Below are 25,183 nucleotides of genomic sequence, written 5' to 3'. Positions count from 1 at the left end.
GGTCGCCTGGGCCGGATCTTCGATTCGTGAAGGTCCCTCGTGGGAGCGAGCTTGCTGGCGATGACGGCGGCACATTCAACAGGGGAATGACTGGGGAATCGCTATCGCGAGCAAGCTCGCTCCCACACTGAATAGTGTGATGGTTGGGTTTCATTTCCGGAGTCTGGCAATGCCGTTACGCGAAGAATGTCTATGGGAAAAACTGACGCCGCAAAGACCTGAGCACCCCTCGCTCACTGGCGAAATCAGCGCCGACGTCTGTGTCATCGGTGCAGGTTTCACGGGGTTGTCGGCGGCGGTGCATTTGCTGGAGCAGGGCAAGCGCGTCGCGGTGCTGGAAGCCCACCGGGCCGGGCAGGGCGGTTCGGGGCGCAACGTCGGGCTGGTGAATGCCGGCCTGTGGATCCCGCCGGACGATATCGAAGCCGGGTTCGGCGAAGCGGTGGGCAGCCAGCTCAACCGCATGCTGGGGGCGGCGCCGGCCCTGGTGTTCAGTCTTGTCGACAAATATGGCATCGATTGCCAATTGCGCCGTGAAGGCACCTTGCACATGGCCCATAACGCCCGGGGCGAGGCTGACCTGCGTAGTCGCGAGGCGCAATGGAAGCGTCGTGGCGCCCCGGTGCAATTGCTTACCGGCGAGGCCTGTGTGCAAGCCACCGGTACTTCCAGGATCGCCGCGGCACTGCTCGACCGCCGCGCCGGCACACTCAATCCGATGGCCTACACCAGCGGATTGGCCAAGGCCGCCACGGACCTGGGCGGCCGGCTGTTCGACCATTCGCCGGTGACACGCCTGGAACGCCAGGGCCAGCGCTGGTCGGTGCAGACCGCCCAGGGCTGCGTCCTGGCCGAGCAGGTGGTGATCGCCTCCAACGCCTACACCGAGGGCGACTGGACTGCGCTGCGGCGCAATTTCTTCCCCGGTTATTACTACCAGGTCGCTTCTGTTCCACTGGCTGACGAGGCGGCTGCTCGCATATTGCCGGGCGGCCAGGGGTCTTGGGATACCCGCCAGGTGTTGAGCAGTATTCGCCGGGACAAGGACGGTCGCCTGCTGCTGGGCAGCCTGGGTAATGGCAATCGCAAGCCTGCCTGGTTTCTCAAGGCCTGGGCCGACCGGGTCCAGCAATATTATTTCCCTTACCTCAAGTCGGTGGAGTGGGAGTGCACCTGGACCGGCTGCATAGCCTTCACGCCTGACCACCTGATGCGTCTGTTCGAGCCGGCTCCCGGCCTCGTGGCTGTCACCGGTTACAACGGTCGGGGCGTGACCACCGGTACGGTGGTGGGCAAAGCCTTCGCCGACTACCTGTGCCACGGCGATGCGAAGGCACTGCCGATTCCGTTCGCACCCATGCAGCCGGTGACTGGCGCAGGCTTGCGCAGTTGCCTGTACGAGGCGGGATTCTCCCTGTATCACGCGGGCCAGTGCCTGCGGATCGTCATTTGAGTGTTGAAAAGTGTTGCACAGACCGGCGTTTTCCGGCGCAGGGTCTAGCCTGTTATGGTGCGGGTTGTAGCAAACGCGCACCGGTAGTGTGCAGTTCGGTGACGCAGGTTGTTACAGGCAGGTTGCACGTCGTTTCGCGCACTGGTTGCAATGATGGCTCAGGGAGGGTTGTACTCATTTGAATCGAAGGTTGCACCTTGTGCGGTTTAGACGGTTGCACGCCCTGTGAAAAAGGGCCCGAAACAGTCGAAATAACAATAAAGCAGCGACTTTTTGAAGAATAAAAAACCGATGGCACGGCCCTTGCTCAGAGCTTCTATGTGAAGTCGCAGTGCCAACTAAAAAAACCTTGGAGCACCACCTCATGTCCCAGACGTTTTACAAGAAAGGCTTTCTGGCCCTCGCAGTCGCTACTGCGATGGGTGTTTCTGCGTTTGCTCAGGCCGACATCAAGATCGGCGTAGCGGGTCCCATGACTGGCGCCAACGCCGCATTTGGCGAGCAATACATGAAAGGGGCTCAGGCAGCGGCGGACGAGATCAACGCCAAGGGCGGCGTGAACGGCGAGAAGATCGTGCTGGTGGCCGGTGACGATGCGTGCGAACCGAAGCAGGCCGTGGCCGTGGCCAACCGCCTGGTAGACCAGGAGAAAGTCGCCGGCGTGGTCGGTCACTTCTGCTCTTCGTCCACCATCCCGGCCTCCGAGGTCTACGATGAAGCCGGCGTCATCGCCATCACCCCGGGTTCCACCAACCCGCAGGTCACCGAGCGGGGCCTGAGCGCGATGTTCCGCATGTGCGGTCGTGACGACCAGCAGGGTATCGTGGCCGGTGACTACATCGTCGACGTGCTCAAGGGCAAGAAAGTCGTTGTCCTGCACGACAAGGACACCTATGGCCAAGGCCTGGCGGATGCCACCAAGGCCCAGCTGGCCAAGCGTGGCGTGACCCCGGTGCTGTACGAAGGCCTGACCCGCGGCGAAAAAGATTTCAGCGCCGTGGTTACCAAGATCCGCTCGGCCGGTGCCGACGTGGTCTACTTCGGCGGCCTGCACCCGGAAGCCGGTCCACTGGTTCGCCAACTGCGCGAACAAGGCCTCAAGGACGTGAAATTCATGTCCGACGACGGCATCGTGACCGACGAACTGGTCACCACCGCTGGCGGCGCGCAATACGTCGACGGCGTCTACATGACCTTCGGTGCCGACCCGCGCCTGCTGCCGGACAGCAAGGCCGTGGTGGATGCGTTCCGTGCCAAGGGCACGGAACCTGAGGGCTACACCCTGTACGCCTATGCTTCGGTCCAGACCCTGGCTGCCGGCTTCAACGGTGCCAAGTCCAACAAGGGCGAAGATGCGTCCAAGTGGCTCAAGGCCAATCCGGTCCAGACCGTGATGGGCAAGAAGGAGTGGGACAGCAAGGGCGACCTGAAAGTCTCCGACTACGTGGTCTACCAGTGGGACAAGAACGGCAAGTATCACCAGTTGGAAAAACAGAAGTAAGGACTCAAGCGGCCGTCCAGGCTTCCTTGGGAACGGGTTCGTCCCGGTTCCCAAGGCGCTCGCCGGTCGCGCCTGACATCGCTCCGACGTAAATCTGTATTTTCCTTAGAAGAACCGCACGCCCCAAGGGTGTGCAGGTTCTCACTGCGTGAGATTGCGTTATGGATGGTATTTTCCTGCAGCAACTGATCAACGGCCTGACCCTCGGGTCGGTCTATGGTCTGATCGCCATCGGCTACACAATGGTCTATGGCATCATCGGCATGATCAACTTCGCCCACGGCGAGGTTTACATGATTTCCGCTTACCTCGCGGCAATCAGTCTGGCTCTGCTGGCTTACTTCGGTATCGAATCCTTCCCGCTAATGATCCTTGGCACTCTCGTGTTCACGATCGTGGTCACCGGGGTATACGGCTGGGTCATCGAACGCGTCGCCTACAAACCCCTGCGCAACTCCACCCGGCTGGCACCGTTGATCAGTGCCATCGGTATTTCGCTGATCCTGCAGAACTATGCACAGATCAGCCAGGGCGCCCGCCAACAGGGCGTGCCAACACTGCTCGAAGGCGCCATGCGCGTGGATATCGGCACCGGCTTCGTCCAGCTCACCTACACCAAGATCTTCATCCTGGTGGCGGCTTTCGCCGGGATGGCCTTGCTGACCTACATCATCAAGTACACCAAGCTCGGCCGCATGTGCCGCGCCACCCAGCAAGACCGCAAGATGGCCTCCATCCTGGGGATCAATACCGACCGGGTGATTTCCTACGTGTTCATCATCGGTGCAGCCATGGCGGCCCTGGCCGGCGTGCTGATCACCATGAACTACGGCACGTTCGACTTCTATGCCGGCTTCATCATCGGCATCAAGGCGTTCACTGCGGCGGTACTCGGCGGCATCGGCTCCCTGCCTGGGGCCATGCTCGGCGGCATCATCCTCGGGATCTCCGAGTCGCTGTTCTCCGGTCTGATCAACTCCGACTACAAAGACGTGTTCAGTTTCTCGCTGCTGGTGCTGATTCTGATTTTCCGTCCCCAAGGCCTGTTGGGTCGCCCACTCGTGGCGAAGGTATAAGTATGTCTGCTGCCAATAAACCGCTTGATATCAAACAGAGCGTCATCGACGCGATCCTGGCCGGCCTGATCTCGCTGATCGTGTTCGGGCCGATTGTCGGCGTGGTGCTCGATGGCTACAGCTTCAACTTGCAGCCGGCCCGCGTCGGCTGGCTGGTGGCCGTGGTGATGGCCGGGCGTTTCGCCCTGAGCCTGTTCCTGCAGACCCCCCGGGGGCTGAAGATCCTCCAGGGTTTCGAGACCACGGGTTCCGGCGTGCATGTGCTGCCGCCGGACTACAAGTCACGCCTGCGCTGGATCATCCCCGCGCTGATCGTGATCGCCATCGTGTTCCCGTTCTTCGCCAACAAATACGTGCTTACCGTGGTCATCCTCGGGTTGATCTACGTCTTGCTGGGACTGGGACTGAACATCGTGGTCGGCCTGGCCGGCTTGCTCGACCTGGGCTACGTGGCGTTCTACGCCATCGGCGCCTATGGCCTGGCGCTGGGCTATCAGTACCTGGGGCTGGGTTTCTGGACGGTGCTGCCGCTGGCGGCCATCGCGGCGGCGTTGGCCGGATGCATATTGGGGTTCCCGGTGTTGCGAATGCACGGTGACTACCTGGCCATCGTGACCCTGGGCTTCGGCGAGATCATCCGTCTGGTGCTGAACAACTGGCTGTCCTTCACCGGCGGCCCGAACGGCATGCCGGTCCCGTCGCCGACCTTCCTCGGCCTGGAGTTCGGCCGCAGGGCGAAGGAGGGAGGGGTGCCCTTCCATGAGTTCTTCGGCATCGACTACAACCCCAACCTGAAATTCCTGTTCATCTACATCGTGCTGTTCATCACCGTGCTGCTGGTGCTCTACATCAAGCATCGCCTGACCCGCATGCCGGTCGGCCGGGCCTGGGAAGCGCTGCGCGAGGACGAGATCGCCTGTCGTTCCATGGGGTTGAACCACGTGCTGGTCAAGCTCTCGGCGTTCACCATTGGCGCTTCCACGGCCGGCCTGGCCGGGGTGTTCTTCGCCAGCTACCAGGGCTTCGTCAACCCATCTTCGTTCACCTTCTTCGAGTCGGCGCTGATCCTGGCGATCGTGGTCCTGGGGGGCATGGGCTCGACCGTCGGCGTGGTGATCGCCGCGTTCGTGCTCACTGTGGCACCGGAGCTGCTGCGCAGCTTCTCCGAATACCGCGTGCTGCTGTTCGGAGTGCTGATGGTGTTGATGATGATCTGGCGGCCTCGTGGCCTGATTCGCATCAGTCGTACCGGTGTGACGCCGCGTAAAGGAGTAGCGCCATGAGTGAAGTCGTACTCCAGGTTGAAAACCTGATGATGCAGTTCGGTGGGATCAAGGCCCTCAGCGACGTCAGCCTGCAAGTCAAGCGTAACTCGATCTTCGCCCTGATCGGCCCCAACGGTGCGGGCAAGACCACGGTGTTCAACTGCCTGACCGGTTTCTACAAGGCTTCTGGCGGCAAGATCGAACTCAATGTGCGCGGCGAACATACCAACGTCATCAAGCTGCTGGGCGAACCGTTCCGTCCTACCGATTTCGTGTCGCCGAAAGCCTTCGCCAGCCGGCTGTATTACAAGATGTTCGGCGGCACCCACCTGGTGAACCGTGCCGGCCTGGCCCGTACTTTCCAGAACATTCGCCTGTTCAAGGAAATGTCGGTGCTGGAAAACCTGTTGGTGGCCCAGCACATGTGGGTCAACCGCAGCCTGGTGGCTGGTGTTCTCAATACCAAGGGCTACCGCAAGGCGGAAAGCGATGCCCTGGATCACGCGTTCTACTGGCTGGAAGTGGTGGACCTGGTGGATTGCGCCAACCGCCTGGCCGGCGAGCTTTCCTACGGCCAGCAACGGCGTCTGGAAATCGCCCGGGCCATGTGTACCCGTCCGAAGATCATCTGCCTGGACGAACCGGCCGCCGGCCTCAACCCTCAGGAAACCGAAGCGCTGAGCGCGATGATCCGGCTGCTGCGCGACGAGCACGATCTGACCGTGGTGCTGATCGAACACGACATGGGCATGGTAATGAGCATTTCCGACCACATCGTGGTGCTGGACCACGGCAACGTCATCGCCGAGGGCGGCCCCGAGGCGATCCGCAACGATCCGAAAGTGATCGCGGCCTACCTGGGTGCCGATGAAGAGGAGCTGGTATGAGTGGACCTATCCTCGAGCTCAAGGAGCTGGACGTTTTCTACGGACCGATCCAGGCCCTGAAGAAAGTCTCGCTGCACATTGGCGAAGGCGAGACCGTGAGCCTGATCGGCTCCAACGGCGCCGGCAAGTCCACACTGCTGATGTCGATCTTCGGCCAGCCGCGGGCGGCGAGTGGGCAGATCGTTTACCGGGGCGTGGACATCACGCACAAGTCGTCCCACTACATCGCCTCCAACGGCATCGCCCAGTCGCCGGAAGGGCGGCGGGTGTTCCCCGACATGACCGTCGAGGAAAACCTGCTGATGGGCACCATTCCCATCGGTGACAAGTTCGCCAGTGAAGACATGCAGCGCATGTTCGAGCTGTTTCCCCGGCTCAAGGAGCGGCGCAACCAGCGGGCCATGACCATGTCTGGTGGCGAGCAGCAAATGCTCGCCATTGCCCGGGCGTTGATGAGCCGACCGAAGTTGCTGCTGCTCGATGAGCCGAGCCTGGGGTTGGCGCCGATCGTGGTGAAGCAGATCTTCGCCACCCTGCGTGAACTGGCGTCCACCGGCATGACCATCTTCCTGGTGGAGCAGAACGCCAACCACGCGCTGAGGCTGTCGGATCGGGCCTATGTCATGGTCAACGGCGAAATCCGCATGACCGGCACCGGCAAGGAATTGCTCGCCAACGAGGAAGTGCGCAACGCCTACCTGGGCGGGCATTGAGGCTGCTGTTGCTGTAACAGGAACCGGCGAGTGATCGCCGGTTTTTTTATCCCTTCACAATGCACCCATCCTTGCTCGCGATGACGGCGGCACATTCAATACAGAAATGACAGGTAGACCGCTATCGCGAGCAAGCTCGCTCCCACGGGGTTTTGGGCCATGGCGGGAATTGTGGACAACAATCCTGAAGGCTTGCCAAACCGCGACATAAAGTCGCCGCAAACAGTTGTTTTGTCACGGTTTTGACTTGTCCCCGTTTGCTGTGGAACTGGCTGTGGGTAACGTGGGAGTAGCTGTCTGAAAGCCTTTGTTTACGTGGCTTGCAGACGTGTGATTGTTTTTTGATCAGGGATTTTTTGCTTAGAGTCATTGGCTATTGTCAACACTTTTGTAGCCTCGCAAAGCGTTCGGAAAATCGGTGGGCAAGCCTGTGGATAACTCTGTGATTAAACACTGGAAAGACTGCGCTGAGGGCCGTCGTTACTGGCTTCGAGCCATCGCCTAGCCTTGTGCCTGCTCATAGCAGATAACCTGATGTGCACAACCTGCGTCGCAGGGTCAAGGGAAAAAATTTTCCAGATGTCCCGCAAAGCCTTATGCACAGCGGCCTGCAGCGTTTGTACTTGCCCCCGATTACTGTGGACGTGCCTGTGGATAAGGTGCGGGCAATCTGCTGCATCGCTTGTCCTGCAAGGCTTGTAGCCGATTGGTTGTTTTTTGAGCAGTGCGCCGAGGAAGAACATGAGCGGCGTTCAGTTGCCGCTCCTCATCAGGCCGGGCATCCTATGGACCCATTTCATCCATTGGCCTTAGCAAGGAGAACACGATGTCCAACACCCTGTTTATCACCGGCGCCACGTCCGGTTTTGGTGAAGCCTGTGCCCGTCGTTTCGCCGAGGCCGGCTGGAAACTGGTGCTGACCGGTCGTCGTGAAGAGCGCCTCAATGCCCTGTGTGCCGAATTGTCGAAGCAGACCGAAGTGCATGGCCTGGTGCTGGATGTGCGTGACCGCAAGGCCATGGAGGAAGCCATCGCCAATCTTCCCCCGTCCTTCGCCACCCTGCGAGGGCTGATCAACAACGCCGGCCTGGCCCTGGGCGTCGACCCGGCGCCCAAGTGCGACCTCGATGATTGGGACACGATGGTCGATACCAATGTGAAGGGCCTGATCTACAGCACTCGCCTGCTGTTGCCGCGCCTGATCGCCCACGGTCGTGGCGCGGGGATCATCAACCTGGGCTCCATCGCCGGTAACTATCCATACCCGGGCAGTCACGTGTATGGCGCGAGCAAGGCGTTCGTCAAACAGTTCTCGCTGAACCTGCGCTGCGATCTGCAAGGCACCGGTGTGCGAGTGAGTAATATCGAGCCAGGCCTGTGTGAAAGCGAGTTTTCCCTGGTGCGCTTCGGTGGCGATCAGGAGCGTTACAACGCGACTTACGCCGGCGCCGAGCCGATCCAGCCACAGGACATCGCGCAAACCATCTTCTGGGTGCTCAATGTCCCGGCGCACATCAACATCAACAGCCTGGAGCTGATGCCGGTGAGCCAGACCTGGGCCGGATTCGCCATCGAGCGAAACAAGGCGTAGCGGGAGATTCTGTGGCGAGGGGGTATCCCCGTAGCTGAGCGTAGTTCCCCTAGGCTATGTACGAAATTGTTTGGAACTTGGTTATGCGGCGTTAAAAACCGGCTCGGAATGCTCATTGACAGCCAGTCAACTCCGCTTCCTCGCCGGTTTTTGCCTTGCCCAACCTGCGTTTAAAGCAATTTCGTGCAGAGCCTAAGACCTGAGCCTGCGATCTATCTTTTTCAGGGCTGCTGCGCAGCCCTGCGAGCGGTGCGACGTTTCGCTAGATCCCTCGCCACAGAGGCGCTATGCCAGGTACTCGGCAAGTCCGCGATAGCAGGTCAGCAGGTGATACGGCGTGGTGGAGGGCATGTCCCGACGGCTGACGACGCCGTCGGCATCCAGGCATTCGTTCCAGCCTCTGTTATGCAGGAAATGTTGCTGCAACGCCTGCAACTGACGCAGCAAAGCCCCCTGGTTCCCCGGGCGTAACGTGAGTGCCCGCAGGTATTCGGCCTGGGCCCAGATGCGTTGGGTCGCGTCCCGTGGCGTCGCTTGCGGTTGCGGGTCGAGCATGGCGCACACCGCCCCGGATTTCATGTCCACGCCCTGTCGTTCGCTCTGATCGAAGCTGTGCTCCAGGGCCGTGTGCAACGTGCCGCCACGCAACAAGGGCGACGAGGCCAGCAGGTAATACCATTCGAACTGGTGGCCCGGCTCGTACCAGTTATCCACAGCCCCGAGGGGCTTCTCCATCATGACGCGCTGCTGCGGGTCAATGAAACGCTCGGACATCCCATCACACAACGCCAGCAATGCCTGTCGGACAGTGGCGTCGTCACGCACAGAAAGCACGGCGAGGAACGCTTCGGCCAGATGCATCAGGGGGTTCTGCAGGGGGCCTGTTCCGAGCTCGGACCAGTCGCGCCCGAGGCTGGCCTCATAGAGCCCGTCGTGGCTGGCGAAGCGCTGGGCGATGACTTGCAGGGCGGCGTTGAGTACCGACTCCACCAGCGGCTCGCCAACCTTGGCCCAGTAATGGGCACAGGCGAAAAGGATGAAGGCGTGGGTGTAGAGGTCCTTGGTTGAATCCAGCGGCGCGCCTTGCGGGTCGATGCTGTAGAACCAGCCGCCGTGTTCGGCATCGTGGAAGTGCCGCTGCAACGAGCGAAACAGTGCAGAGGCACGTTCTGCGGCGCCTGGCACCTCGCCCATCAGACTGGAGAACACATACAACTGTCGCGCACAGGCCATGGCGCGGTAGCGCTGGGGTGGCAGCGGCGCATGTCCGGCATCCAGGGCTTCATAGGGCAGTGCCAGATCGGCGTTCCAACCCGGGCCTTGCCACATCGGCACGATCACGTCGTGAAAATGCTGACGCACTGTTGCGAACAGGGCGATCAATTCAGGCTGGGGAGCGGGGCGGGAAGCATCAGGCATCGGTGGAGGTCGTCACGGCTGGGGGCGATTGCGCGACATGGTAGCAGAGTGACCGACTCCAGAGAGATGGCGCCTGCAAGTCCGTCATCGCGAGCAAGCGCGCGATGACGGCCTGGCAGGCGCTAAAGAATCAGCCCGCCAGCAACCAAACCCCAGTCGCCGCCGAAGCTGCCCCGGCCAATCGAATCAACGGCGCCGCTGCCCGAGGCAACACCCGCACCAGCGCGAAACCTGCGCCATGCAGCGCCGCCGTGGCTGCGACAAAGCCTGTCGCATAAGCCCACGGGGTCGACATGTCCGGCAATTCCAAGCCATGGGCGATGCCATGGAACAGCGCAAACAGGGCGGTTGCACCGACCGCCAGGCCCAGCGGCGGACGCACCGCCAGTGCCACGGCCAGGCCCAGGGCGAGCACCGAGGCGGCGATGCCGCTTTCCAGCGCCGGCAGGTCCAGGCCTTCAAAGCCCAGCAGGCCGCCAAGCAGCATCGTACCGACGAAGGTGCATGGCAATGCCCAGCGCGCGGCGCCTTGTTGTTGCGCAGCCCACAAACCGACCGCCAGCATCGCCAGCAAATGGTCGAGCCCGCCGATGGGATGGCCGAGGCCGGCGGTCAGGCCATTGTCGCCGTGGCCGGGGTGGGCGAATGCCAGGGCCGGAGTCAGCAGCAGGGCCAGGGCGCCAAAGAGGCGTTTGAGTGTCATGGATAAGCTTCCTTGTTGATTGTGGAAAAGGCGGGAGTTCCGGCTGTCAGGCGGCTGTCAGCAGGCCCTGGCGCTCGATGAAGGCGATGATTTCGTCCAGGCCCTGGCCGGTTTTCTGGTTGCTGAAGACGAAGGGCTTGCCGTTGCGCATCCGCCGGGTGTCGCTGTCCATCATTTCCAGGGATGCCCCCACCAGCGGTGCCAGGTCGATCTTGTTGATCACCAGCAAATCGGATTTGCAGATGCCCGGCCCGCCCTTGCGCGGCAGTTTGTCGCCAGCCGATACGTCGATCACATAGAGGGTCAGGTCCGACAGCTCCGGGCTGAAGGTGGCCGAGAGGTTGTCGCCGCCGGACTCCACCAGGATCAGGTCCAGCCCGGGGAAGCGTCGGTTCAGCTGGTCCACCGCTTCCAGGTTGATCGACGCATCCTCGCGGATGGCGGTATGGGGGCAACCGCCGGTCTCCACGCCAATGATTCGCTCCGGCGCCAGGGCCTGGTTGCGCACCAGGAAATCGGCATCTTCGCGGGTGTAGATATCGTTGGTGACCACTGCCAGGTTGTAGCGTTCGCGCAGGGCCAGGCACAGGGCCAGGGTCAGCGCGGTTTTGCCGGAACCGACCGGGCCGCCGATACCGACGCGCAAAGGTTGTGTATTCATGTGGGTCTCCTAGGAACGGAACAGACGGCTGTACTGGCGCTCATGGGCCATGCACGCCAGGGACAGGCCAAACGCGGCGCTGCCGTAGTGCTCGGGGTCGATGTTCGATGCGTTGTGCTGGGCCTGTTGCAACAGCGGCAGCAGTTCGCTGGTCAGGCGCTGGGCCGCTTGCTGGCCCAGGGGCAGGGTTTTCATCAGCACCGCCAGCTGGTTTTCCAGCCAGCTCCATAGCCAGGCGGCGAGGGCATCCTGGGGGGTGATGTGCCAGGCGCGGGCCGCCAGGGCCCAGGCCAGTGCCAGGTGTGGCTCGGTGCATTGTTCGAAGAAACCCTGGGCCGCGACGTCGAGTTCCGGCAGGCCGCCCAGCAGTTGTTGCAGCGAATACCCCATCTGCCGGCTTTCCTGGTGCAGCTCGCGGGTTTCCCGGCTGGCGCGATGGGTTTCACAGTGTTGCCGCAGGACATCCCAATCGTCGGCCGCGGCGGCTGTGCAGTGTGCCAGTAGCAAGGGGGCCTCGAAGCGTGCCAGGTTCAGCAGCAATTGATCGCCGATCCAGCGACGCGCATCATCGGGATGCTTGATCCAGCCGTTGTCCACTGCCATTTCCAGGCCCTGGGAATAGCTGTAGCCGCCGATCGGCAATTGCGGGCTGGCCAGACGCAGCAGCGCCCAGGCCGGATTCATGGACGCACGCCGAACTGATGCAGGCGCGGCGCGTAATTGAAATCCTCGTCGCCGTGTCGCGAATGATGATGGCCGCCGCCGTAGGCGCCATGTTCGGGCTGGAACGGCGCTTCGATGGATTCGGCGCGGGCACCCAGTTGTTCGAGCATCGCCTTGAGCACGTAGTCGTCCAGCAGGCGCAGCCAGCCATCCCCCACTTGCAGGGCGACATGACGGTTGCCCAGGTGATAAGCCGCCCGGGTCAATTCGAAGGCGTTGGTGCAGGTGACATGCAGCAACTGTTCGGGGCGAGCGCACACCCGCACGACACGACCGTCCTCGGCCTGCAGGCATTCGCCGTCGTACAGCGGTGGCTGGCCCCGCTCCAAAAACAACCCCACATCTTCACCCTCGGCACTGAAACAGCGCAGGCGGCTTTTGCTGCGGGCGTCGAAAGTCAGGTGCAGCTCTGCATCCCAGCAGGATTGAATGTCGATTCTGCGATGAATCACCAGCATCGGAGTGCTTCCAGCAATGAACGGTGCGGTGTTTAGAGCAAGGGGCTTGCCAAGGGATGCCGGTGTAGGAAAAAGCAATGGGAATGGGCGGATGGCGCTTCAGTGAATGAAGGTGGGCGCATTGATTTGGTGCGCGATACTGGCGGGTGCACCATTTTGTGAAGTGGGGTGTGCCCGCAAAGGGAACGCTCAAGAGCGTCCGTCGGCAGTCACTCCGTGCTGCCCAGTCCGCGCCAGTGCTTGAGGCCGATGAAAATGAAGCGCAATTGCTGGGTGATCTTCACCTGGGGGGTGAGATGGTCAGGCAGGGCTTCGGCGGGAGGGTCGATGATATCGGGGAGGGTGGCGAACACGCTCTTGACGATGAGATCGGCCATCACGCTCAGCCCGGCAAGGTCCAGATGCTGGAGCTTGGGCATGAGCGCGAGGTCGGCGGCCAGGTCCGAGCTGATACCTTCGCGCAGTTGTGCGATGGCCTGGCGTACGGGCAGGGAGCCGCCGTACTGCTCGCGGGCAAGGAACAGGAACTGTGAACGGTTGGCTTGCACGACATCGAGAAAAATCCGCACCGAGGCATCGATGATGCCGCCCATGACGAACTCGTTATGGCGCACCAGACGGATGGTTTCGCGAAAGGTCTGGCCAACCTCGCTGACCAGCGCCAGGCCCAGTTGGTCCATGTCATCGAAGTGCCGGTAGAAGCCGGTGGGCACGATGCCCGCTGTCCTGGCGACTTCCCTCAGGCTCAGGCTGCCGAACCCACGGCCACACTCCATCAGATGACGGGCTGCGTCCATCAGGGCATTTCGAGTCTGTTGTTTCTGTTCGGCACGGGGCAGCATCGCAGGGCTGGCTTCTGATTCTGGGGAGCGATGCACTCTAGCAAATCGGCTTTGCCGGCGTCGAACGGTAGAAGGAAAGGGGCGGGAAACACGGGGTCTTGAAAGTCAAAAGCCCGATTGAAGGAATCGGGCTTTTTTCCGGGCCACCATGGGCTCAGCTCACTTGGTCACGACGATCGATGACGCGGTCGCCACCGTCTGCTGCGAAAAGCTGGCCTTGTGGGGTGCGATCAGAGCCACCTTCGACCAGGCCTTTCTCTTCCAGCCGGTCACGACCGCCTTCGGCCAGGGATTCGCCCAGCGGGGTACGGTCGGAACCACCTTCGGCCAGGGACTCGCCCAGTGGGGTACGGTCGGAACCACCTTCGGCCAGGGACTCGCCCAGTGGGGTGCGGTCGGAACCACCTTCGGCCAGGGACTCGCCCAGTGGGGTGCGGTCGGAACCACCTTCGGCCAGGGATTCGCCCAGTGGGGTGCGGTCGGAACCACCTTCGGCCAGGGATTCGCCCAGTGGGGTGCGGTCGGATCCACCTTCAGCTACCGTCTGGCTGTAGACAGAATGACTGTCCTTGACCTGTGGGGTGGCTTGCTCGGAGGCTGGCAGTGCAAAAGCAGTGGAAGCCAGCAGTGAAAGGGAAAGGCTCATCAGTAATTGGCGTTTCATGATCGTTGCTCCTTGGGAGGGCGATAAAGTGGGTACGGAGGCAATGCTACTCTCGATAAGTCGATATAAAAGTTCATAAACGCAATGGTAATAATCAACGGAATTGATTGTTCGGGCGGGAGGCTCTAGATCGCGGGTTTCCGAGGTGCGCTTTTGCACCGTGGTGGGTATTTTGTACTCACTGGTGCCACGCAAATGTGCGGGGGCGGTAACAGATGCCTGGCGGATCGGTCAGGTTTTCGCCCTTGGGCGTTAAACCTGTTGGGTGTTTCGCCAGTCTCACTATCAACGAACCGACGACAGGTTCGACTTTCAGGCGTCGCGGTCCGGGCGCCGGTCTTTCATCAGGAGCCTTGTGCATGACGCGCACTTCAAAAATCCTTGCCTGGAGCTTTGCCAGCCTCGTTGTGCTGCTGGCGGCGCTGGTGCTGGTCATAGCCTTTTTCGACTGGAACCGGATCAAGCCGGCACTCAATGCCAAGGTTTCCGAAGAGTTGCATCGCCCGTTCGCCATCAACGGCAACCTGGCCGTGCTCTGGCAACGCGAGCAACAGGAGGGTGGCTGGCGAGGGTGGGTGCCGTGGCCTCATGTGGTGGCCGAGGACCTGACCCTGGGCAATCCCGACTGGTCGAAAAGCCCGCAGATGGCCACGCTCGAGCGCGTGGAGCTGCGCATCTCGCCCTTGGCCTTGCTGGCCCGGCGCGTGGCGATCCCCCGTATCGACCTGACCGGTCCCAACGCCAATCTGCAACGCCTGGCGGACGGCCGTGCGAACTGGGCGTTCCAGTTCGATCCGAAAGACCCGGACGCCGAGCCGTCGAGCTGGACGGTGGACATTGGGGCCATCGGCTTCGACAAGGGGCATGTCACCCTGGACGACCAGACATTGAAAACCCGTCTCGACCTGGTGATCGAGCTGCTGGGCAAGCCTGTCCCGTTCAGCGATATCGTCGGTGAAAAGACCGCCAGCAAAGCCCGTGACCAGGGGGCACTGCCCCAGGACTACGCATTCGCCTTCAAGGTCGACGGGCAATATCACGGCCAGGGCCTCAGCGGTTCCGGCAAGGTCGGCGGCCTGCTGGCTCTGCAGGATGCGACACAGCCCTTCCCATTGCAGGCCCAGGCGAAGATCGCCGAGACCCGCATCGAGCTGGCCGGGACCCTCACCGACCCGAAGAACCTGGGTGCCCTGGACCTGCGCCTGAAACTGGCCGGCAGCAACCTGGCCCATCTTTACCCGCTGACGGGGGTAACGCTGCCCGATTCGCCGCCTTATGCCACCGACGGTCACCTGGTTGCCAAGCTCCATGAGCCGGCTGGTGCGTTGTTTCGCTATGAGGCGTTCAACGGCAGGATCGGCGACAGTGATATCCATGGCGACCTGGCCTATGCTGCCGGTGAGCCGCGCCCCAAGCTCAGTGGCGCGCTGGTGTCCGATCAGCTGCTGTTCAGCGACCTGGCCCCCCTGATCGGCGCAGACTCCAACACCGAACAGAAGGCCCGCGGCGCGGCCAGCAAACAACCTTCGGACAAGGTCTTGCCCGTGGAGGAGTTCCGTACCGAGCGTTGGAGCGCAATGGATGCCGACGTGGAGTTCACCGGTAAACGCATCGTCCACAGTGAGCAGTTGCCCTTCAACGATCTTTATACCCACCTGGTGCTCACCGATGGCCAGTTGAGCCTCGAGCCCCTGCGGTTCGGGGTAGCGGGTGGTCGGCTCGACGCGCAGATCCGCCTCAACGGCCATACCCAGCCTTTGGAGGGAAGGGCTCGGCTCACGGCTCGCGGTTTCAAGCTCAAGCAACTGTTTCCAGGGTTCGAGCCGATGAAAACCAGTTTCGGCGAGCTGAACGGCGATGCCGATATCGCCGGGCGAGGAAACTCGGTGGCTGCCTTGCTGGGCACGTCCAATGGCACGTTGAAAATGCTCATCAACGACGGTGCCATCAGTCGCGAATTGATGGAGTTGGCGGGATTGAACGTCGGCAACTACGTGGTGGGGAAAATCTTTGGCGACAAGGAGGTGAAGATCAACTGCGCGGCGGCGGATTTCGACATCAAGAGCGGCCTGGCGACCACCCGCCTGTTTGTCTTCGACACCGAAAACGCGATCATCTACGTCGATGGCACGGCGAACATGGCCACCGAACAACTGGACCTGACCGTCACGCCGGAGTCCAAGGGCTGGCGGCTGATTTCCCTGCGCTCGCCACTCTATGTCCGGGGCCCATTCGCCAAGCCGTCGGCGGGCGTCAAGGCCGTGCCGCTGATGCTGCGCGGAGCCGGCATGGTGGCGCTGGGAGTGATCGCCGCGCCAGCGGCCGGGTTGCTGGCGCTGGTGGCGCCCAGCGGCGGCGAACCTAACCAGTGCGCACCGTTGCTGGAGCAGATGAAGGCCGGCAAGGCACCGGTCACGGTCAAGCCTACCCGTTGAACGCCGGGCTCATGGGCCGGCTCAGGGCCCGGATCGCGAGCAGGCTCGCCCCTTCATCTGGCCGGTGCCCGGGGGAGCGAGCCTGTCCACGTCAGCGGGATTACAGATCGGCCAGAATATCGGCCATGTCATCGGCGTGTTCTTCTTCCTGGGCCAGGATGTCCTCGAAAATACGCCGGGTGGTCGGGTCTTTCTCACCGATGTACTGGATGATTTCCCGGTAGCTGTCGATGGCGATGCGCTCGGCCACTAGGTCTTCATAGACCATTTCCTTGAGCGTATTGCCCGCGACGTACTGGGCGTGGGAATTGCGGGTCAGCAGGTCAGGGTTGAACTCCGGCTCGCCACCCAGCTGGACGATGCGTTCGGCCAGTTTGTCGGCGTGTTCGGCTTCCTGGTTCGCGTGCTCGAGGAACTCGCTGGCGGCCACGCTGGCCTTGAGGCCGGTGGCCATGAAGTAGTGGCGCTTGTAGCGCAGCACGCACACCAGCTCGGTGGCCAGCGCTTCGTTGAGCAGGCGCACGACTTCCTGTCGATCGGCGTTGTAGCCCTCGGTCACTGCGCCGTTCTGCACGTTTTGGCGCGCCCGCTCGCGCAGGGTGGTTACATCGGTCAAGTGCATGTCGCTCATCTCGTTCTCCTGGAGGCTGATCCGGTTGTATGTCGCGCTCTGTCGGCGTGATCATTTCTGGGCGTTGTACGAACGATGCCTGTCGCCGCTCGGCGACTTTTCGTACAACGCCTATGGTGGGAGTCATGAGCGAAAGGAAAAGTTTTATGAAACTGTCCGAGCGACCGGCAAGTGCTGCGAGCCGGACAGGCGTACCTCCTCCTCCAGCCATTTGAAGAACGCACGCACCGGTGGATGGCGTTCGCGACCCGGTACGCACAGGGCGCTGTAACCGGCGCCATCGACCTGGACCTGCGGGCGGTAGCCCACCAGCAGGCCGCTGGCGACGCTTTCGGACACCAGGATGTTGCTTGCCAGCACCAGGCCTTGCCCGGCGATCGCCGCTTGCAAGGCGTAGTGCTCCTCGTCGTATTCGCGTATGCAGGGCTGCCGGGTGAGCCAGTTTTCCCCGGCCTGGGCGCACCAGGCATCCCAGCCATGGGCGTACAGCTTGGAGTTGTGCCAGCGCACGCTGATCAACGTTGGCGTCTGCTCGGCCGCGAGGGCTACTTGCCCGGGCGAGCCATACACGCCGAAGCGCTCGTCGAACAGACACAAGCCGTACAGGTTCGGGTAGTCATCGAGGCTGTAGCGCACCACCAGGTCGACGCTGGCGTCCTGATGCAGGTCGATCACTTCGCAATGGGTGTCCAGGCGCACCTTGATGTCCGGATGCCGCGCATAGAAGCGCCCCAGTCGCGGCACCAGCCAGAGTGCGGCGAACGCGGCGGTGGTGGAAAGTGTCAGGTGGGTGCCGCTGCGTTGCGGGCGCAAGGTATCGACACTTTGCGCCACGTCCAGCAGGGCGCCGTGCAGGCTGTGGAACAGGCGTTGGCCGCCGTCGGTCAGTCGCACCTGGCGTGGCAAGCGTTCGAACAATTGCACGCCGAGCCAGGTTTCCAGGGCGCGGACCTGATGGGAAATCGCCGTGGGCGTCACGGCCAGCTCCTCGGCAGCGGCCTTGAAGCTGAGCAACCGCGCGGCGGATTCGAAGGCGCGCAGGGCGTTGAGGGGCAGGTTGGCGAACATCGAGACTCCAGATTGGCTGGATGGATGAGATTTATTCATCCGGGTTGATAAGCGCTCATTTGCATGGGGGCTTTGAAAGACCGCATTTTGAGGCCCCAGGCAGTTTTCATTGTAGATGAATCAAAGGAGCTTCAGATGAGCAGTGTTCTTGTGGTGCATGGCAGTCCGCGTGGTGAACGTTCCCATTCCCGGCGTCTGGCCGAAACCTTTCTGTCGGCCTGGCAGGCCGTCCATCCCGACGCCCTGACGACTCGTCGTGAAGTGGGGCGCACCTTGATACCACCGGTCAACGAAGCCTTCATTGCCGCCGCCTTCTATCCCGAGCCCCAGGCACGGCCGCTGACCATTCAGGCGGACCTGGCATTGAGCGACACTCTGGTCGCGGAGCTGCGGGCCCACGACCGGCTGGTGATTTCCGCGCCCATGCACAACTTCAGCGTGCCGGGCGGGGTGAAGGCGTGGATCGATCAAATCGTGCGGATCGGCCTGACCTTCAACCACAGCCTGGACAACGGTGTCTCGCATTACGAGCCGCTGGTGCTGGGCAAGAAAGCCCTGATCGTGACCAGCCGTGGCGACTTCGGCTTCGGTCCCGGCGGACAGCTGGAGGCGATGAACCATGCCGACACCCTGTTGCGCACGGTCCTGGGGTTTATCGGCATCACCGATGTGACCGTGGTTGCCGCCGAAGGCGAAGAATCGGCCGAGCGCAGCTTTGCCCAGTCCTGCGCTGAGGCCGAGCAGCGCCTGCTGGCGTTGGCGCGGACCTTCTGATGGCCTGGGTCTATCTGCTGGTGGCGGCCGGCTTCGAGGTCACGTTCGCCATGGGCATGAAATACGCCGAAGGCTTCACCCGTCCATGGCCCTCGCTGATTACGGTGGTGGCCGCGGTCGGCGGAATCTGGTTCCTGACACTGTCAATGCGCGAACTGCCGGTGAGCGTGGCGTATCCGATCTGGACGGCTATCGGCTCGCTGGGCACCGTATTGCTGGGATTCGTGCTGCTGGGGGAAAGCCTGACGCTGGTCAAGCTGGTCTCGGTGGGGCTGATCGTGGCGGGGGTGAGCGGGCTGAAGTGACGGGTGTGTCATAGACTGGTCATCATCGATGCCGATCCTGGCACACCCCTCCGATCACAAGGACGTCCACCCATGTCGCAACAATGTGCCACCCGCTATCCGTTGGTGCTGGTTCCGGGAATGCTCGGGTTCATTCGCCTGGTGCTGTATCCGTACTGGTATGGGATCGTCTCGGCGCTGCGTCTAAGAGGGGCGGTAGTGGTGGCGGTGAAAGTGTCGCCGCTGCATTCATCCGAGGTGCGTGGCGAGCAACTGCTGGTGCAGATCCAGGACATCCTGCGCCAGACCGGGGCCGGCAAGGTCAACCTGATCGGCCATAGCCAGGGCGCCCTGACAGCCCGTTACGCAGCGGCCAGACGCCCGGACCTGGTGGCCTCGGTCACCTCGGTGGCCGGGCCCAACCACGGCTCGGAGCTGGCCGACTACCTGCGCATCCATTACCCATCCGACCGTGCCAAGGGCCGCCTGCTCAAAGCCCTGCTGTGGCTGATCAATGCCCTGATGAACCTGCTGGAGACCGGCTATCGCGGGCCGAAGCTGCCGGTGGATATCCAGGCGTCCCATGAATCCCTGACCACCACCGGTGTGGCGCTGTTCAACGAGCATTATCCACAGGGTCTGCCTGACACCTGGGGTGGGCAGGGGCCGGAAGAGGTCGACGGCGTACGTTATTACTCCTGGTCCGGGATCCTGCAGCCAGGCAGGACCGACAGGGGGCGCAATCTGTTCGATGGCACGAACCGCAGCTGCCGGCTGTTCGCCCGCACCTTCGTCCGCGAGGCGGGGCAGTGCGATGGCATGGTCGGGCGATTCAGTTCACACCTGGGTACGGTGATCGGCGACGACTATCCATTGGACCATTTCGACATCGTCAACCAGTCGTTGGGGTTGGTGGGGCGAGGCGCCGAGCCGGTCCGCTTGTTTGTCGAGCATGCCCAGCGCTTGAAGGCGGCCGGGGTATGAGAGGCCGTGGATGTAACGGGGATGTCTACACTGCTCTGTACCGCCGCCTCTTGCGCGGCTACAAGGAGAAGCATCATGAACCGGTTGCGTGTGCCTTTGCTGGTGGTCGGTTTACTGCTGTGTACCGAAGGTTTTGCCGCCAACTCTCAACAGACCCTGATGGTCACCTGCAATGCCGACGCCACGGCCCAGGGCCTGAAGGGCGATGCACGACGGGAATTCATGGGGTCCTGCCTCAAGACCAAGCCACCTGAAGGGCCGGTCACGCCTCAGGAACGTATGACGAGCTGCAACGCCACGGCCACGGCCCAGGCATTGAAGGGCGATGCCCGCAAGGCTTTCATGAGCGATTGCCTGAAGAAAAAATAACCCGGGCCAGTGGGGCCTCATCGCGAGCAGGCCCCACTGGCGCCTGAAAAAAAATACCTGCACCTGCGACTGGGGTCGGCCGATACAATCCCTGGGCTTTTCATACAGAGCCTAGTGCTGCCCGTGGATCGCTGGCAGACTGCCAATCCTTTCACGCCGTTTCGTTCTGAGGCTGTATGCCAACGTTTTCTCAGCGTCATGTGTTGTTGGTGATCAGTTGGGTGATCATTTTTGGTGGGTTGTTGCTGGTGTTGCCGCTGCGCCTGTTGCCCAGCCTGCTGGCCGGGTTGCTGGTGTTCGAGCTGGTCAACATGTTGACCCCGCAGTTGCAGCGGTTGATCGAAGGCCGGCGCGCACGCTGGCTGGCAGTGGCGTTGCTGGGCACGCTGGTGGTCAGCGTACTGACTCTGATCTTCGCCGGCGCCTTCAGCTTTCTCCTGCATGAAGCGGAGAATCCCGGTGCGTCCCTGGACAAGTTCATGGCAGTGGTCGACCGCGCCCGCGGGCAACTGCCACCGTTCATCGATGCCTACCTGCCGGCCAGCGCCGCCGAGTTCCGGGTAGCGATCGGCGATTGGATGAGCAAGCACCTGAGCGACCTGCAACTGGTGGGCAAGGATGCGGCCCACATGTTCGTGACGCTGCTGATCGGCATGGTGCTGGGGGCCATCGTCGCCCTGCAGCGCATCCCCGACCTGACCAAGCGCAAGCCCCTGGCCGCCGCGCTGTTCGACCGCCTGAACCTGCTGGTCAAGGCGTTTCGCAACATCGTCTTCGCCCAGATCAAGATCTCCCTGCTCAACACTTTCTTCACCGGGATCTTCCTGGCGGTGGTACTGCCGTTGTTCGGAATCAAGCTGCCGCTGACCAAGACTCTGATCGTGATGACGTTCCTGCTGGGGTTGTTGCCGGTCATCGGCAATCTCATCTCCAACACCCTGATCACCATCGTCGGCCTGTCCCTGTCGATCTGGGTGGCGATGGCGGCGCTGGGTTACCTGATCGTGATCCACAAGCTGGAATATTTCCTCAATGCGCGGATCGTTGGCGGGCAGATCAGTGCCAAGTCCTGGGAACTGCTCATGGCGATGCTGGTGTTCGAAGCCGCGTTCGGCTTGCCAGGGGTGGTGGCGGGGCCGATCTACTATGCGTATCTCAAGAGTGAGTTGAAGCAGATCGGGATGGTTTGAACGCCATGTCCGTTCATCCGCACTGTTATTTCCGACAGTAGATGGCGGACATCGGGATTGCTTAGCTCCTTGAGCGAAGAATCCGCTTCGCAGCGAGCCCCATGGGAGCTGCATCATGACTTTGAAAACTGTCACCACGACCAATTTCGAAGAACTGGTCCTCAAATCAACGCTGCCGGTGATCGTGCTGTTTGGCACGAAGGGCAAGAAAAGCTCCGATAACATGACCGCCAGCCTGGAAGAGGCAGCCAGCTCAAACGCCGGCCGTATTACCTTTCTCGAGAAAGCTTTCGAGAAGGAAGGCAGCATCGAAAAAGACCCGGACTACGATGTCCAGTCCGCGCCCACCACGCTTTTCTTCAAGGGCGGCGAGTTGCAACGCACGGTTGTCGGTTTTTATAAATACGAAGGTGTCTTCAAGACCTGGGTCGAAGAACTCTGAACATGAGGGCGAGGAGTCGCCTCGTGCAGGTCACGAGGCGACTCCGGGTGTCAGCCATAGCGCTTCATCGCCTCGATCGCCAACCCGCTGCCGATGCTGCCGAAGATGTTGCCTTCCACATGCCGCGCCTTGGGCAGCATGGCCGAGACGCTGTTGCGCAGCGCCGGGATGCCGCTGGAACCACCGGTGAAGAACACCGTGTCGACCTGATCGACGCCGACGTCGGCATCGCCCAGCAATTGCGTGACGCTGGTGCGCACCCGCTCCAGCAACCCGTCGATGGCCGACTCGAACAGGGCCCGGCTCAAGTCCACGCTCAGGCCCGGCTCGATCCGATCCAGCGCCACATGCCGATGGTCGGCCTGGGTCAGCTGGATCTTGGTTTCTTCCACTTCCATTGCCAGCCAATGCCCGGCGCGCTGTTCGATCAGCTTGAACAGCCGGTCGATGCCACCGGTGTCCTCGATGTCGTAGCGCATGCTGCCCAGGGCCAGGGTGGACTTCTGCGAATACACCGCGTTGATGGTGTGCCAGGTCGCCAGGTTCATGTGGTGACTGGTGGGCATGTAGGCGCCGCTTTTCATCCGGCTGCCATAGCCGAACAGCGGCATCAGGCCGGCCAGGGAGAGCTGCTTGTCGAAGTCGGTCCCGCCGATGTGCACGCCGCCGGTGGCGAGGATGTCGGCATGACGGTTGTCGTGGGTGCGGCGCTCCGGTGACAGTCGCACGAGAGAGAAGTCCGAGGTACCGCCGCCAATGTCGACGATCAGCACCAGCTCTTCTCTCTCGATGGTCGATTCATAATCGAACGCCGCCGCAATGGGCTCGTACTGGAACGAGACCTCCTTGAAGCCGATGGCTCGGGCCACGTCTGCCAGGGTGTTTTGCGCTTCCTGGTCGGCCAGTTCGTCGTCATCGACGAAAAACACCGGACGCCCCAGCACGACTTCTTCGAACTCGCGGCCGGCAGTGGCTTCGGCGCGTTTCTTCAACTGGCCGATGTACAGCCCCAGCAGGTCCTTGAATGGCATTGCCGTGCCCAGCACGCTGGTATCGTGCTTGATCAGCTTGGAACCCAGCAGGCTCTTGAGCGAGCGCATCAGGCGGCCTTCGTAGCCTTCCAGGTATTCGTGCAGGGCCAGGCGGCCGTAGACCGGGCGGCGCTCCTCCTGATTGAAAAAAACCACCGAAGGCAGGGTGATCTTGTCGTCCTCCAGCGCGATCAGCGTTTCCATGCCGGGGCGCAGCCAGCCGACGGTGGAGTTGGACGTGCCGAAGTCGATGCCGCAGGCACGGGCCGGGGATGCGTTTTTCATGTCTTCCAGGTTCCGGTTGAAAAAACGGCCGCGCAGTGTATGCCAGTACGCAGCGGATTCGAAGGCCGGCTATCCGGCAGGCATGAAAAGAATCGCAGGATGTACATAGTGCGCTGAAAAAACGGCCTGTGCGCCAGTCCAGCCTTGAAAGGGCCGGTTTTATCCCCAATCTTGTATGCATCAACGGGTGGTCACAGGGCGAGCGCAAGAATCGCCACCGACTGCCGATAAACTTCTGATACGCCGCCCGGTCACAACCTTGAGGTTGGTCAACCCGCTGTCCGCTCATCCGGGCATGCTGTGCGTGGCGGTGCGACGTCGATAACGGATGGTGATGCTTCGATGGACTTCAAAGACTACTACAAGATTCTGGGTGTCGAGCCGACGGCTGACGACAGCACGATCAAGGCTGCCTACCGCAAGCTGGCGCGCAAATACCACCCGGATGTCAGCAAGGAAAAAGACGCCGAGACCAAGTTCAAGGACGTCTCCGAGGCCTATGAAGCGCTGAAAAGCGCCGACAAGCGCGCCGAGTACGATGACCTGCGGCGCTACGGTCAGCACGGTCAACCGTTCCAGGGGCCGCCGGGCTGGCAGAGCCGTGGCGGTTTTGGCGGCCAGGACACCGGGGACTTCTCGGACTTCTTCAGTTCGATCTTCGGAAATCGCGGATCAGGTTTCGGTGGCGGGCAATCGGGTCGCAGCGCCGGCCGTCGGGGGCAGGACGTGGAACTGGAATTACCGATCTTCCTGGAAGAGACCCTGTCCAACGAATCGAAGAAGATCAGTTACCAGGTGCCGCAGCACAACGCCGCAGGCCAGCACGTGAGCAACACCACCAAGAGCCTGAACGTGAAGATCCCTCTGGGGGTGACCGACGGCGAGCGCATCCGCCTCAAGGGCCAGGGCGCGCCAGGCATCGGTGGCGGCGCCAATGGCGACCTGTACCTGACCATTCGCTTCGCCCCGCACCCCAAGTTCGATGTCGAAGGCCAGGACCTGATCATCACCTTGCCCCTGGCGCCCTGGGAATTGGCCCTGGGCACCGAAGTGGCTGTCCCGACCCTCACCGGCAAGATCAACCTCAAAGTGCCGGCCGGCAGCCAGAACGGCCAGCGCATGCGCGCCAAGGGGCACGGCTTGCGCAACAAGGCGGGCGAACGGGGTTACCTGTTCGTGCAACTCAAGGCCGTGATGCCCAAGGCCAACGACGAGTCGGTCAAGGCATTGTGGGCGGAGCTGGCGAAGAAAGCTGCGTTCGATCCACGGGCGAATTTCTGACGGCCCAGGTCATCACACCGCTGCTGCACGGTTAGAGCATTGGGAGAAGCAGACCATGAACAACCCGATCATTGAACTGAACCTGAAGGAATTCTGCGAGGCCGCCGCGCTGGCGGATGTCCATGTGATAGAAATCGTCGCCCATGGCATTCTCGAACCCCACGGCAAGGCCCCATCCGACTGGCGTTTCACCGACTACGAACTGGTCCTGGCGCGCCGCGCCGCCAAGTTGCGGCGTGAATTGGAACTGGAATGGGACGGCGTCGCCCTGGCGCTGGACCTGCTGGAGGAAGTGCAGCAACTGCGCAGCGAAAACCGCATGCTCAAGCAGCGGTTGGGGCGGCTGGTGGAGTGACGCAGCCCTTGAGCTAAATGCAGGCCCTGTGGCGAGGGGAAACGTCGCACCGCCCCGCTGGGCTGCGCAGCAGCCCCAGAGGAGGGTTGGACGCAATC

General features: G+C 61.9%; 26 protein-coding genes. 16 read left to right on the top strand and 10 right to left on the bottom strand.

Annotated features, from left to right (window positions below):
* Positions 1–169 precede the first annotated feature (169 nt).
* The 7 genes from BT179_RS17040 (at position 170) to BT179_RS17005 (ending at position 8,486) form a co-directional block, all read left to right on the top strand.
* Positions 170–1,453, top strand: coding sequence for an L-pipecolate oxidase (locus tag BT179_RS17040; RefSeq protein ID WP_072397887.1), 1,284 nt, complete (start codon positions 170–172; stop codon positions 1,451–1,453).
* A 364-nt stretch (positions 1,454–1,817) separates the two neighbouring features.
* Positions 1,818–2,954, top strand: a complete 1,137-nt coding sequence (locus BT179_RS17035) for an ABC transporter substrate-binding protein (protein ID WP_072397886.1) — start codon at positions 1,818–1,820, stop codon at positions 2,952–2,954.
* 161 nt (positions 2,955–3,115) lie between these two features.
* Positions 3,116–4,030: an ABC transporter permease subunit gene (locus BT179_RS17030; protein ID WP_072397885.1), complete on the top strand. Its 915-nt coding sequence runs from the start codon at positions 3,116–3,118 to the stop codon at positions 4,028–4,030.
* 2 nt (positions 4,031–4,032) lie between these two features.
* Positions 4,033–5,313 carry a high-affinity branched-chain amino acid ABC transporter permease LivM gene (gene livM / locus BT179_RS17025; protein ID WP_072397884.1) on the top strand — a complete coding sequence of 427 codons (1,281 nt, stop codon included), beginning with the start codon at positions 4,033–4,035 and terminating at the stop codon, positions 5,311–5,313.
* Entirely contained in the window at positions 5,310–6,182 is an 873-nt protein-coding gene (locus BT179_RS17020; RefSeq protein WP_072431702.1) for an ATP-binding cassette domain-containing protein, read from the top strand. The genes livM and BT179_RS17020 overlap by 4 nt, the downstream gene beginning before the upstream one ends.
* Complete coding sequence (locus BT179_RS17015) at positions 6,179–6,895, top strand: ABC transporter ATP-binding protein (protein WP_072397882.1); 717 nt, start codon at positions 6,179–6,181, stop codon at positions 6,893–6,895. The genes BT179_RS17020 and BT179_RS17015 overlap by 4 nt, the downstream gene beginning before the upstream one ends.
* Positions 6,896–7,721: 826 nt before the next feature.
* The gene (locus BT179_RS17005; RefSeq protein WP_072397881.1) at positions 7,722–8,486 is read left to right on the top strand and encodes an SDR family oxidoreductase; all 765 of its coding nucleotides are present in this window, start codon (positions 7,722–7,724) and stop codon (positions 8,484–8,486) included.
* A gap of 285 nt (positions 8,487–8,771) precedes the next feature.
* Here the strand turns inward: BT179_RS17005 and BT179_RS17000 are convergent, their stop codons facing one another.
* The 7 genes from BT179_RS17000 to BT179_RS16970 all read right to left on the bottom strand — a co-directional run bounded on the left by BT179_RS17000 (position 8,772) and on the right by BT179_RS16970 (position 13,956).
* Positions 8,772–9,905 (bottom strand): AGE family epimerase/isomerase, encoded by a 1,134-nt coding sequence (locus BT179_RS17000; protein WP_072431703.1) that lies wholly within the window; start codon positions 9,903–9,905, stop codon positions 8,772–8,774.
* Between the two features lie 130 nt (positions 9,906–10,035).
* A complete protein-coding gene (locus tag BT179_RS16995; protein ID WP_072431704.1) occupies positions 10,036–10,608 on the bottom strand; it encodes a HupE/UreJ family protein in 573 nt (190 codons plus the stop codon).
* A 46-nt stretch (positions 10,609–10,654) separates the two neighbouring features.
* Entirely contained in the window at positions 10,655–11,269 is a 615-nt protein-coding gene (ureG, locus tag BT179_RS16990; RefSeq protein WP_072397878.1) for an urease accessory protein UreG, read from the bottom strand.
* A 9-nt stretch (positions 11,270–11,278) separates the two neighbouring features.
* A complete protein-coding gene (locus BT179_RS16985; RefSeq protein ID WP_072431705.1) occupies positions 11,279–11,953 on the bottom strand; it encodes an urease accessory protein UreF in 675 nt (224 codons plus the stop codon).
* The gene (ureE, locus tag BT179_RS16980; RefSeq protein ID WP_072397876.1) at positions 11,950–12,450 is read right to left on the bottom strand and encodes an urease accessory protein UreE; all 501 of its coding nucleotides are present in this window, start codon (positions 12,448–12,450) and stop codon (positions 11,950–11,952) included. Before ureE ends, BT179_RS16985 begins: the two co-directional genes overlap by 4 nt.
* Before the next feature lie 209 nt (positions 12,451–12,659).
* Complete coding sequence (locus BT179_RS16975) at positions 12,660–13,292, bottom strand: TetR family transcriptional regulator (protein ID WP_072397875.1); 633 nt, start codon at positions 13,290–13,292, stop codon at positions 12,660–12,662.
* Positions 13,293–13,446: 154 nt separating this feature from the next.
* Complete coding sequence (locus BT179_RS16970) at positions 13,447–13,956, bottom strand: hypothetical protein (RefSeq protein ID WP_072449260.1); 510 nt, start codon at positions 13,954–13,956, stop codon at positions 13,447–13,449.
* 359 nt (positions 13,957–14,315) lie between these two features.
* Between BT179_RS16970 and BT179_RS16965 the strand changes: the two genes are divergently transcribed.
* Positions 14,316–16,391 (top strand): AsmA family protein, encoded by a 2,076-nt coding sequence (locus BT179_RS16965; RefSeq protein WP_072431707.1) that lies wholly within the window; start codon positions 14,316–14,318, stop codon positions 16,389–16,391.
* A 100-nt stretch (positions 16,392–16,491) separates the two neighbouring features.
* Here the strand turns inward: BT179_RS16965 and BT179_RS16960 are convergent, their stop codons facing one another.
* Both BT179_RS16960 and BT179_RS16955 read right to left on the bottom strand, forming a co-directional pair.
* On the bottom strand, positions 16,492–17,022 hold the full coding sequence (locus BT179_RS16960) for a ferritin-like domain-containing protein (RefSeq protein WP_072397873.1): 531 nt from the start codon (positions 17,020–17,022) through the stop codon (positions 16,492–16,494).
* 144 nt (positions 17,023–17,166) lie between these two features.
* Complete coding sequence (locus BT179_RS16955; RefSeq protein WP_177305125.1) at positions 17,167–18,129, bottom strand: LysR substrate-binding domain-containing protein; 963 nt, start codon at positions 18,127–18,129, stop codon at positions 17,167–17,169.
* 96 nt (positions 18,130–18,225) lie between these two features.
* Between BT179_RS16955 and BT179_RS16950 the strand changes: the two genes are divergently transcribed.
* The 6 genes from BT179_RS16950 (at position 18,226) to BT179_RS16925 (ending at position 22,133) form a co-directional block, all read left to right on the top strand.
* Entirely contained in the window at positions 18,226–18,864 is a 639-nt protein-coding gene (locus BT179_RS16950) for an FMN-dependent NADH-azoreductase (RefSeq protein WP_072431708.1), read from the top strand.
* On the top strand, positions 18,864–19,169 hold the full coding sequence (locus BT179_RS16945) for a DMT family transporter (RefSeq protein WP_072397870.1): 306 nt from the start codon (positions 18,864–18,866) through the stop codon (positions 19,167–19,169). The genes BT179_RS16950 and BT179_RS16945 overlap by 1 nt, the downstream gene beginning before the upstream one ends.
* 72 nt (positions 19,170–19,241) lie before the next feature.
* Entirely contained in the window at positions 19,242–20,132 is an 891-nt protein-coding gene (locus BT179_RS16940) for an esterase/lipase family protein (protein ID WP_072431709.1), read from the top strand.
* 75 nt (positions 20,133–20,207) lie between these two features.
* Positions 20,208–20,501 (top strand): PsiF family protein, encoded by a 294-nt coding sequence (locus tag BT179_RS16935; RefSeq protein WP_072431710.1) that lies wholly within the window; start codon positions 20,208–20,210, stop codon positions 20,499–20,501.
* 176 nt (positions 20,502–20,677) lie between these two features.
* Positions 20,678–21,691: an AI-2E family transporter gene (locus BT179_RS16930; protein WP_072431711.1), complete on the top strand. Its 1,014-nt coding sequence runs from the start codon at positions 20,678–20,680 to the stop codon at positions 21,689–21,691.
* 115 nt (positions 21,692–21,806) lie between these two features.
* A complete protein-coding gene (locus tag BT179_RS16925) occupies positions 21,807–22,133 on the top strand; it encodes a thioredoxin family protein (protein WP_072431712.1) in 327 nt (108 codons plus the stop codon).
* Between the two features lie 50 nt (positions 22,134–22,183).
* Here BT179_RS16925 and BT179_RS16920 read toward each other — a convergent pair whose 3' ends face one another.
* Entirely contained in the window at positions 22,184–23,449 is a 1,266-nt protein-coding gene (locus BT179_RS16920; RefSeq protein ID WP_072431713.1) for an Hsp70 family protein, read from the bottom strand.
* 342 nt (positions 23,450–23,791) lie between these two features.
* Between BT179_RS16920 and BT179_RS16915 the strand changes: the two genes are divergently transcribed.
* Complete coding sequence (locus BT179_RS16915) at positions 23,792–24,730, top strand: DnaJ C-terminal domain-containing protein (protein ID WP_072397865.1); 939 nt, start codon at positions 23,792–23,794, stop codon at positions 24,728–24,730.
* A 55-nt stretch (positions 24,731–24,785) separates the two neighbouring features.
* Positions 24,786–25,085 (top strand): chaperone modulator CbpM, encoded by a 300-nt coding sequence (locus BT179_RS16910; RefSeq protein WP_072397864.1) that lies wholly within the window; start codon positions 24,786–24,788, stop codon positions 25,083–25,085.
* Positions 25,086–25,183: the final 98 nt, after the last annotated feature.

Origin of the sequence: Pseudomonas sp. NFACC43 (genome assembly GCF_900119645.1) — a bacterium.
In the GTDB taxonomy this organism is placed as follows: Bacteria; Pseudomonadota; Gammaproteobacteria; order Pseudomonadales; family Pseudomonadaceae; genus Aquipseudomonas.
This window is presented reverse-complemented; position numbering and strand designations above follow the sequence as displayed.

Excerpts from the sequence above, each read along its gene's own strand:
- BT179_RS17040 (WP_072397887.1), top strand. The coding sequence starts at position 170 with ATGCCGTTACGCGAAGAATGTCTATGGGAAAAACTGACGCCGCAAAGA.
- BT179_RS17035 (WP_072397886.1), top strand. The coding sequence starts at position 1,818 with ATGTCCCAGACGTTTTACAAGAAAGGCTTTCTGGCCCTCGCAGTCGCT.
- BT179_RS17030 (WP_072397885.1), top strand. The coding sequence starts at position 3,116 with ATGGATGGTATTTTCCTGCAGCAACTGATCAACGGCCTGACCCTCGGG.
- livM (WP_072397884.1), top strand. The coding sequence starts at position 4,033 with ATGTCTGCTGCCAATAAACCGCTTGATATCAAACAGAGCGTCATCGAC.
- BT179_RS17020 (WP_072431702.1), top strand. The coding sequence starts at position 5,310 with ATGAGTGAAGTCGTACTCCAGGTTGAAAACCTGATGATGCAGTTCGGT.
- BT179_RS17015 (WP_072397882.1), top strand. The coding sequence starts at position 6,179 with ATGAGTGGACCTATCCTCGAGCTCAAGGAGCTGGACGTTTTCTACGGA.
- BT179_RS17005 (WP_072397881.1), top strand. The coding sequence starts at position 7,722 with ATGTCCAACACCCTGTTTATCACCGGCGCCACGTCCGGTTTTGGTGAA.
- BT179_RS17000 (WP_072431703.1), bottom strand. The coding sequence starts at position 9,905 with ATGCCTGATGCTTCCCGCCCCGCTCCCCAGCCTGAATTGATCGCCCTG.
- BT179_RS16995 (WP_072431704.1), bottom strand. The coding sequence starts at position 10,608 with ATGACACTCAAACGCCTCTTTGGCGCCCTGGCCCTGCTGCTGACTCCG.
- ureG (WP_072397878.1), bottom strand. The coding sequence starts at position 11,269 with ATGAATACACAACCTTTGCGCGTCGGTATCGGCGGCCCGGTCGGTTCC.
- BT179_RS16985 (WP_072431705.1), bottom strand. The coding sequence starts at position 11,953 with ATGAATCCGGCCTGGGCGCTGCTGCGTCTGGCCAGCCCGCAATTGCCG.
- ureE (WP_072397876.1), bottom strand. The coding sequence starts at position 12,450 with ATGCTGGTGATTCATCGCAGAATCGACATTCAATCCTGCTGGGATGCA.
- BT179_RS16975 (WP_072397875.1), bottom strand. The coding sequence starts at position 13,292 with ATGCTGCCCCGTGCCGAACAGAAACAACAGACTCGAAATGCCCTGATG.
- BT179_RS16970 (WP_072449260.1), bottom strand. The coding sequence starts at position 13,956 with ATGAAACGCCAATTACTGATGAGCCTTTCCCTTTCACTGCTGGCTTCC.
- BT179_RS16965 (WP_072431707.1), top strand. The coding sequence starts at position 14,316 with ATGACGCGCACTTCAAAAATCCTTGCCTGGAGCTTTGCCAGCCTCGTT.
- BT179_RS16960 (WP_072397873.1), bottom strand. The coding sequence starts at position 17,022 with ATGAGCGACATGCACTTGACCGATGTAACCACCCTGCGCGAGCGGGCG.
- BT179_RS16955 (WP_177305125.1), bottom strand. The coding sequence starts at position 18,129 with ATGAATAAATCTCATCCATCCAGCCAATCTGGAGTCTCGATGTTCGCC.
- BT179_RS16950 (WP_072431708.1), top strand. The coding sequence starts at position 18,226 with ATGAGCAGTGTTCTTGTGGTGCATGGCAGTCCGCGTGGTGAACGTTCC.
- BT179_RS16945 (WP_072397870.1), top strand. The coding sequence starts at position 18,864 with ATGGCCTGGGTCTATCTGCTGGTGGCGGCCGGCTTCGAGGTCACGTTC.
- BT179_RS16940 (WP_072431709.1), top strand. The coding sequence starts at position 19,242 with ATGTCGCAACAATGTGCCACCCGCTATCCGTTGGTGCTGGTTCCGGGA.
- BT179_RS16935 (WP_072431710.1), top strand. The coding sequence starts at position 20,208 with ATGAACCGGTTGCGTGTGCCTTTGCTGGTGGTCGGTTTACTGCTGTGT.
- BT179_RS16930 (WP_072431711.1), top strand. The coding sequence starts at position 20,678 with ATGCCAACGTTTTCTCAGCGTCATGTGTTGTTGGTGATCAGTTGGGTG.
- BT179_RS16925 (WP_072431712.1), top strand. The coding sequence starts at position 21,807 with ATGACTTTGAAAACTGTCACCACGACCAATTTCGAAGAACTGGTCCTC.
- BT179_RS16920 (WP_072431713.1), bottom strand. The coding sequence starts at position 23,449 with ATGAAAAACGCATCCCCGGCCCGTGCCTGCGGCATCGACTTCGGCACG.
- BT179_RS16915 (WP_072397865.1), top strand. The coding sequence starts at position 23,792 with ATGGACTTCAAAGACTACTACAAGATTCTGGGTGTCGAGCCGACGGCT.
- BT179_RS16910 (WP_072397864.1), top strand. The coding sequence starts at position 24,786 with ATGAACAACCCGATCATTGAACTGAACCTGAAGGAATTCTGCGAGGCC.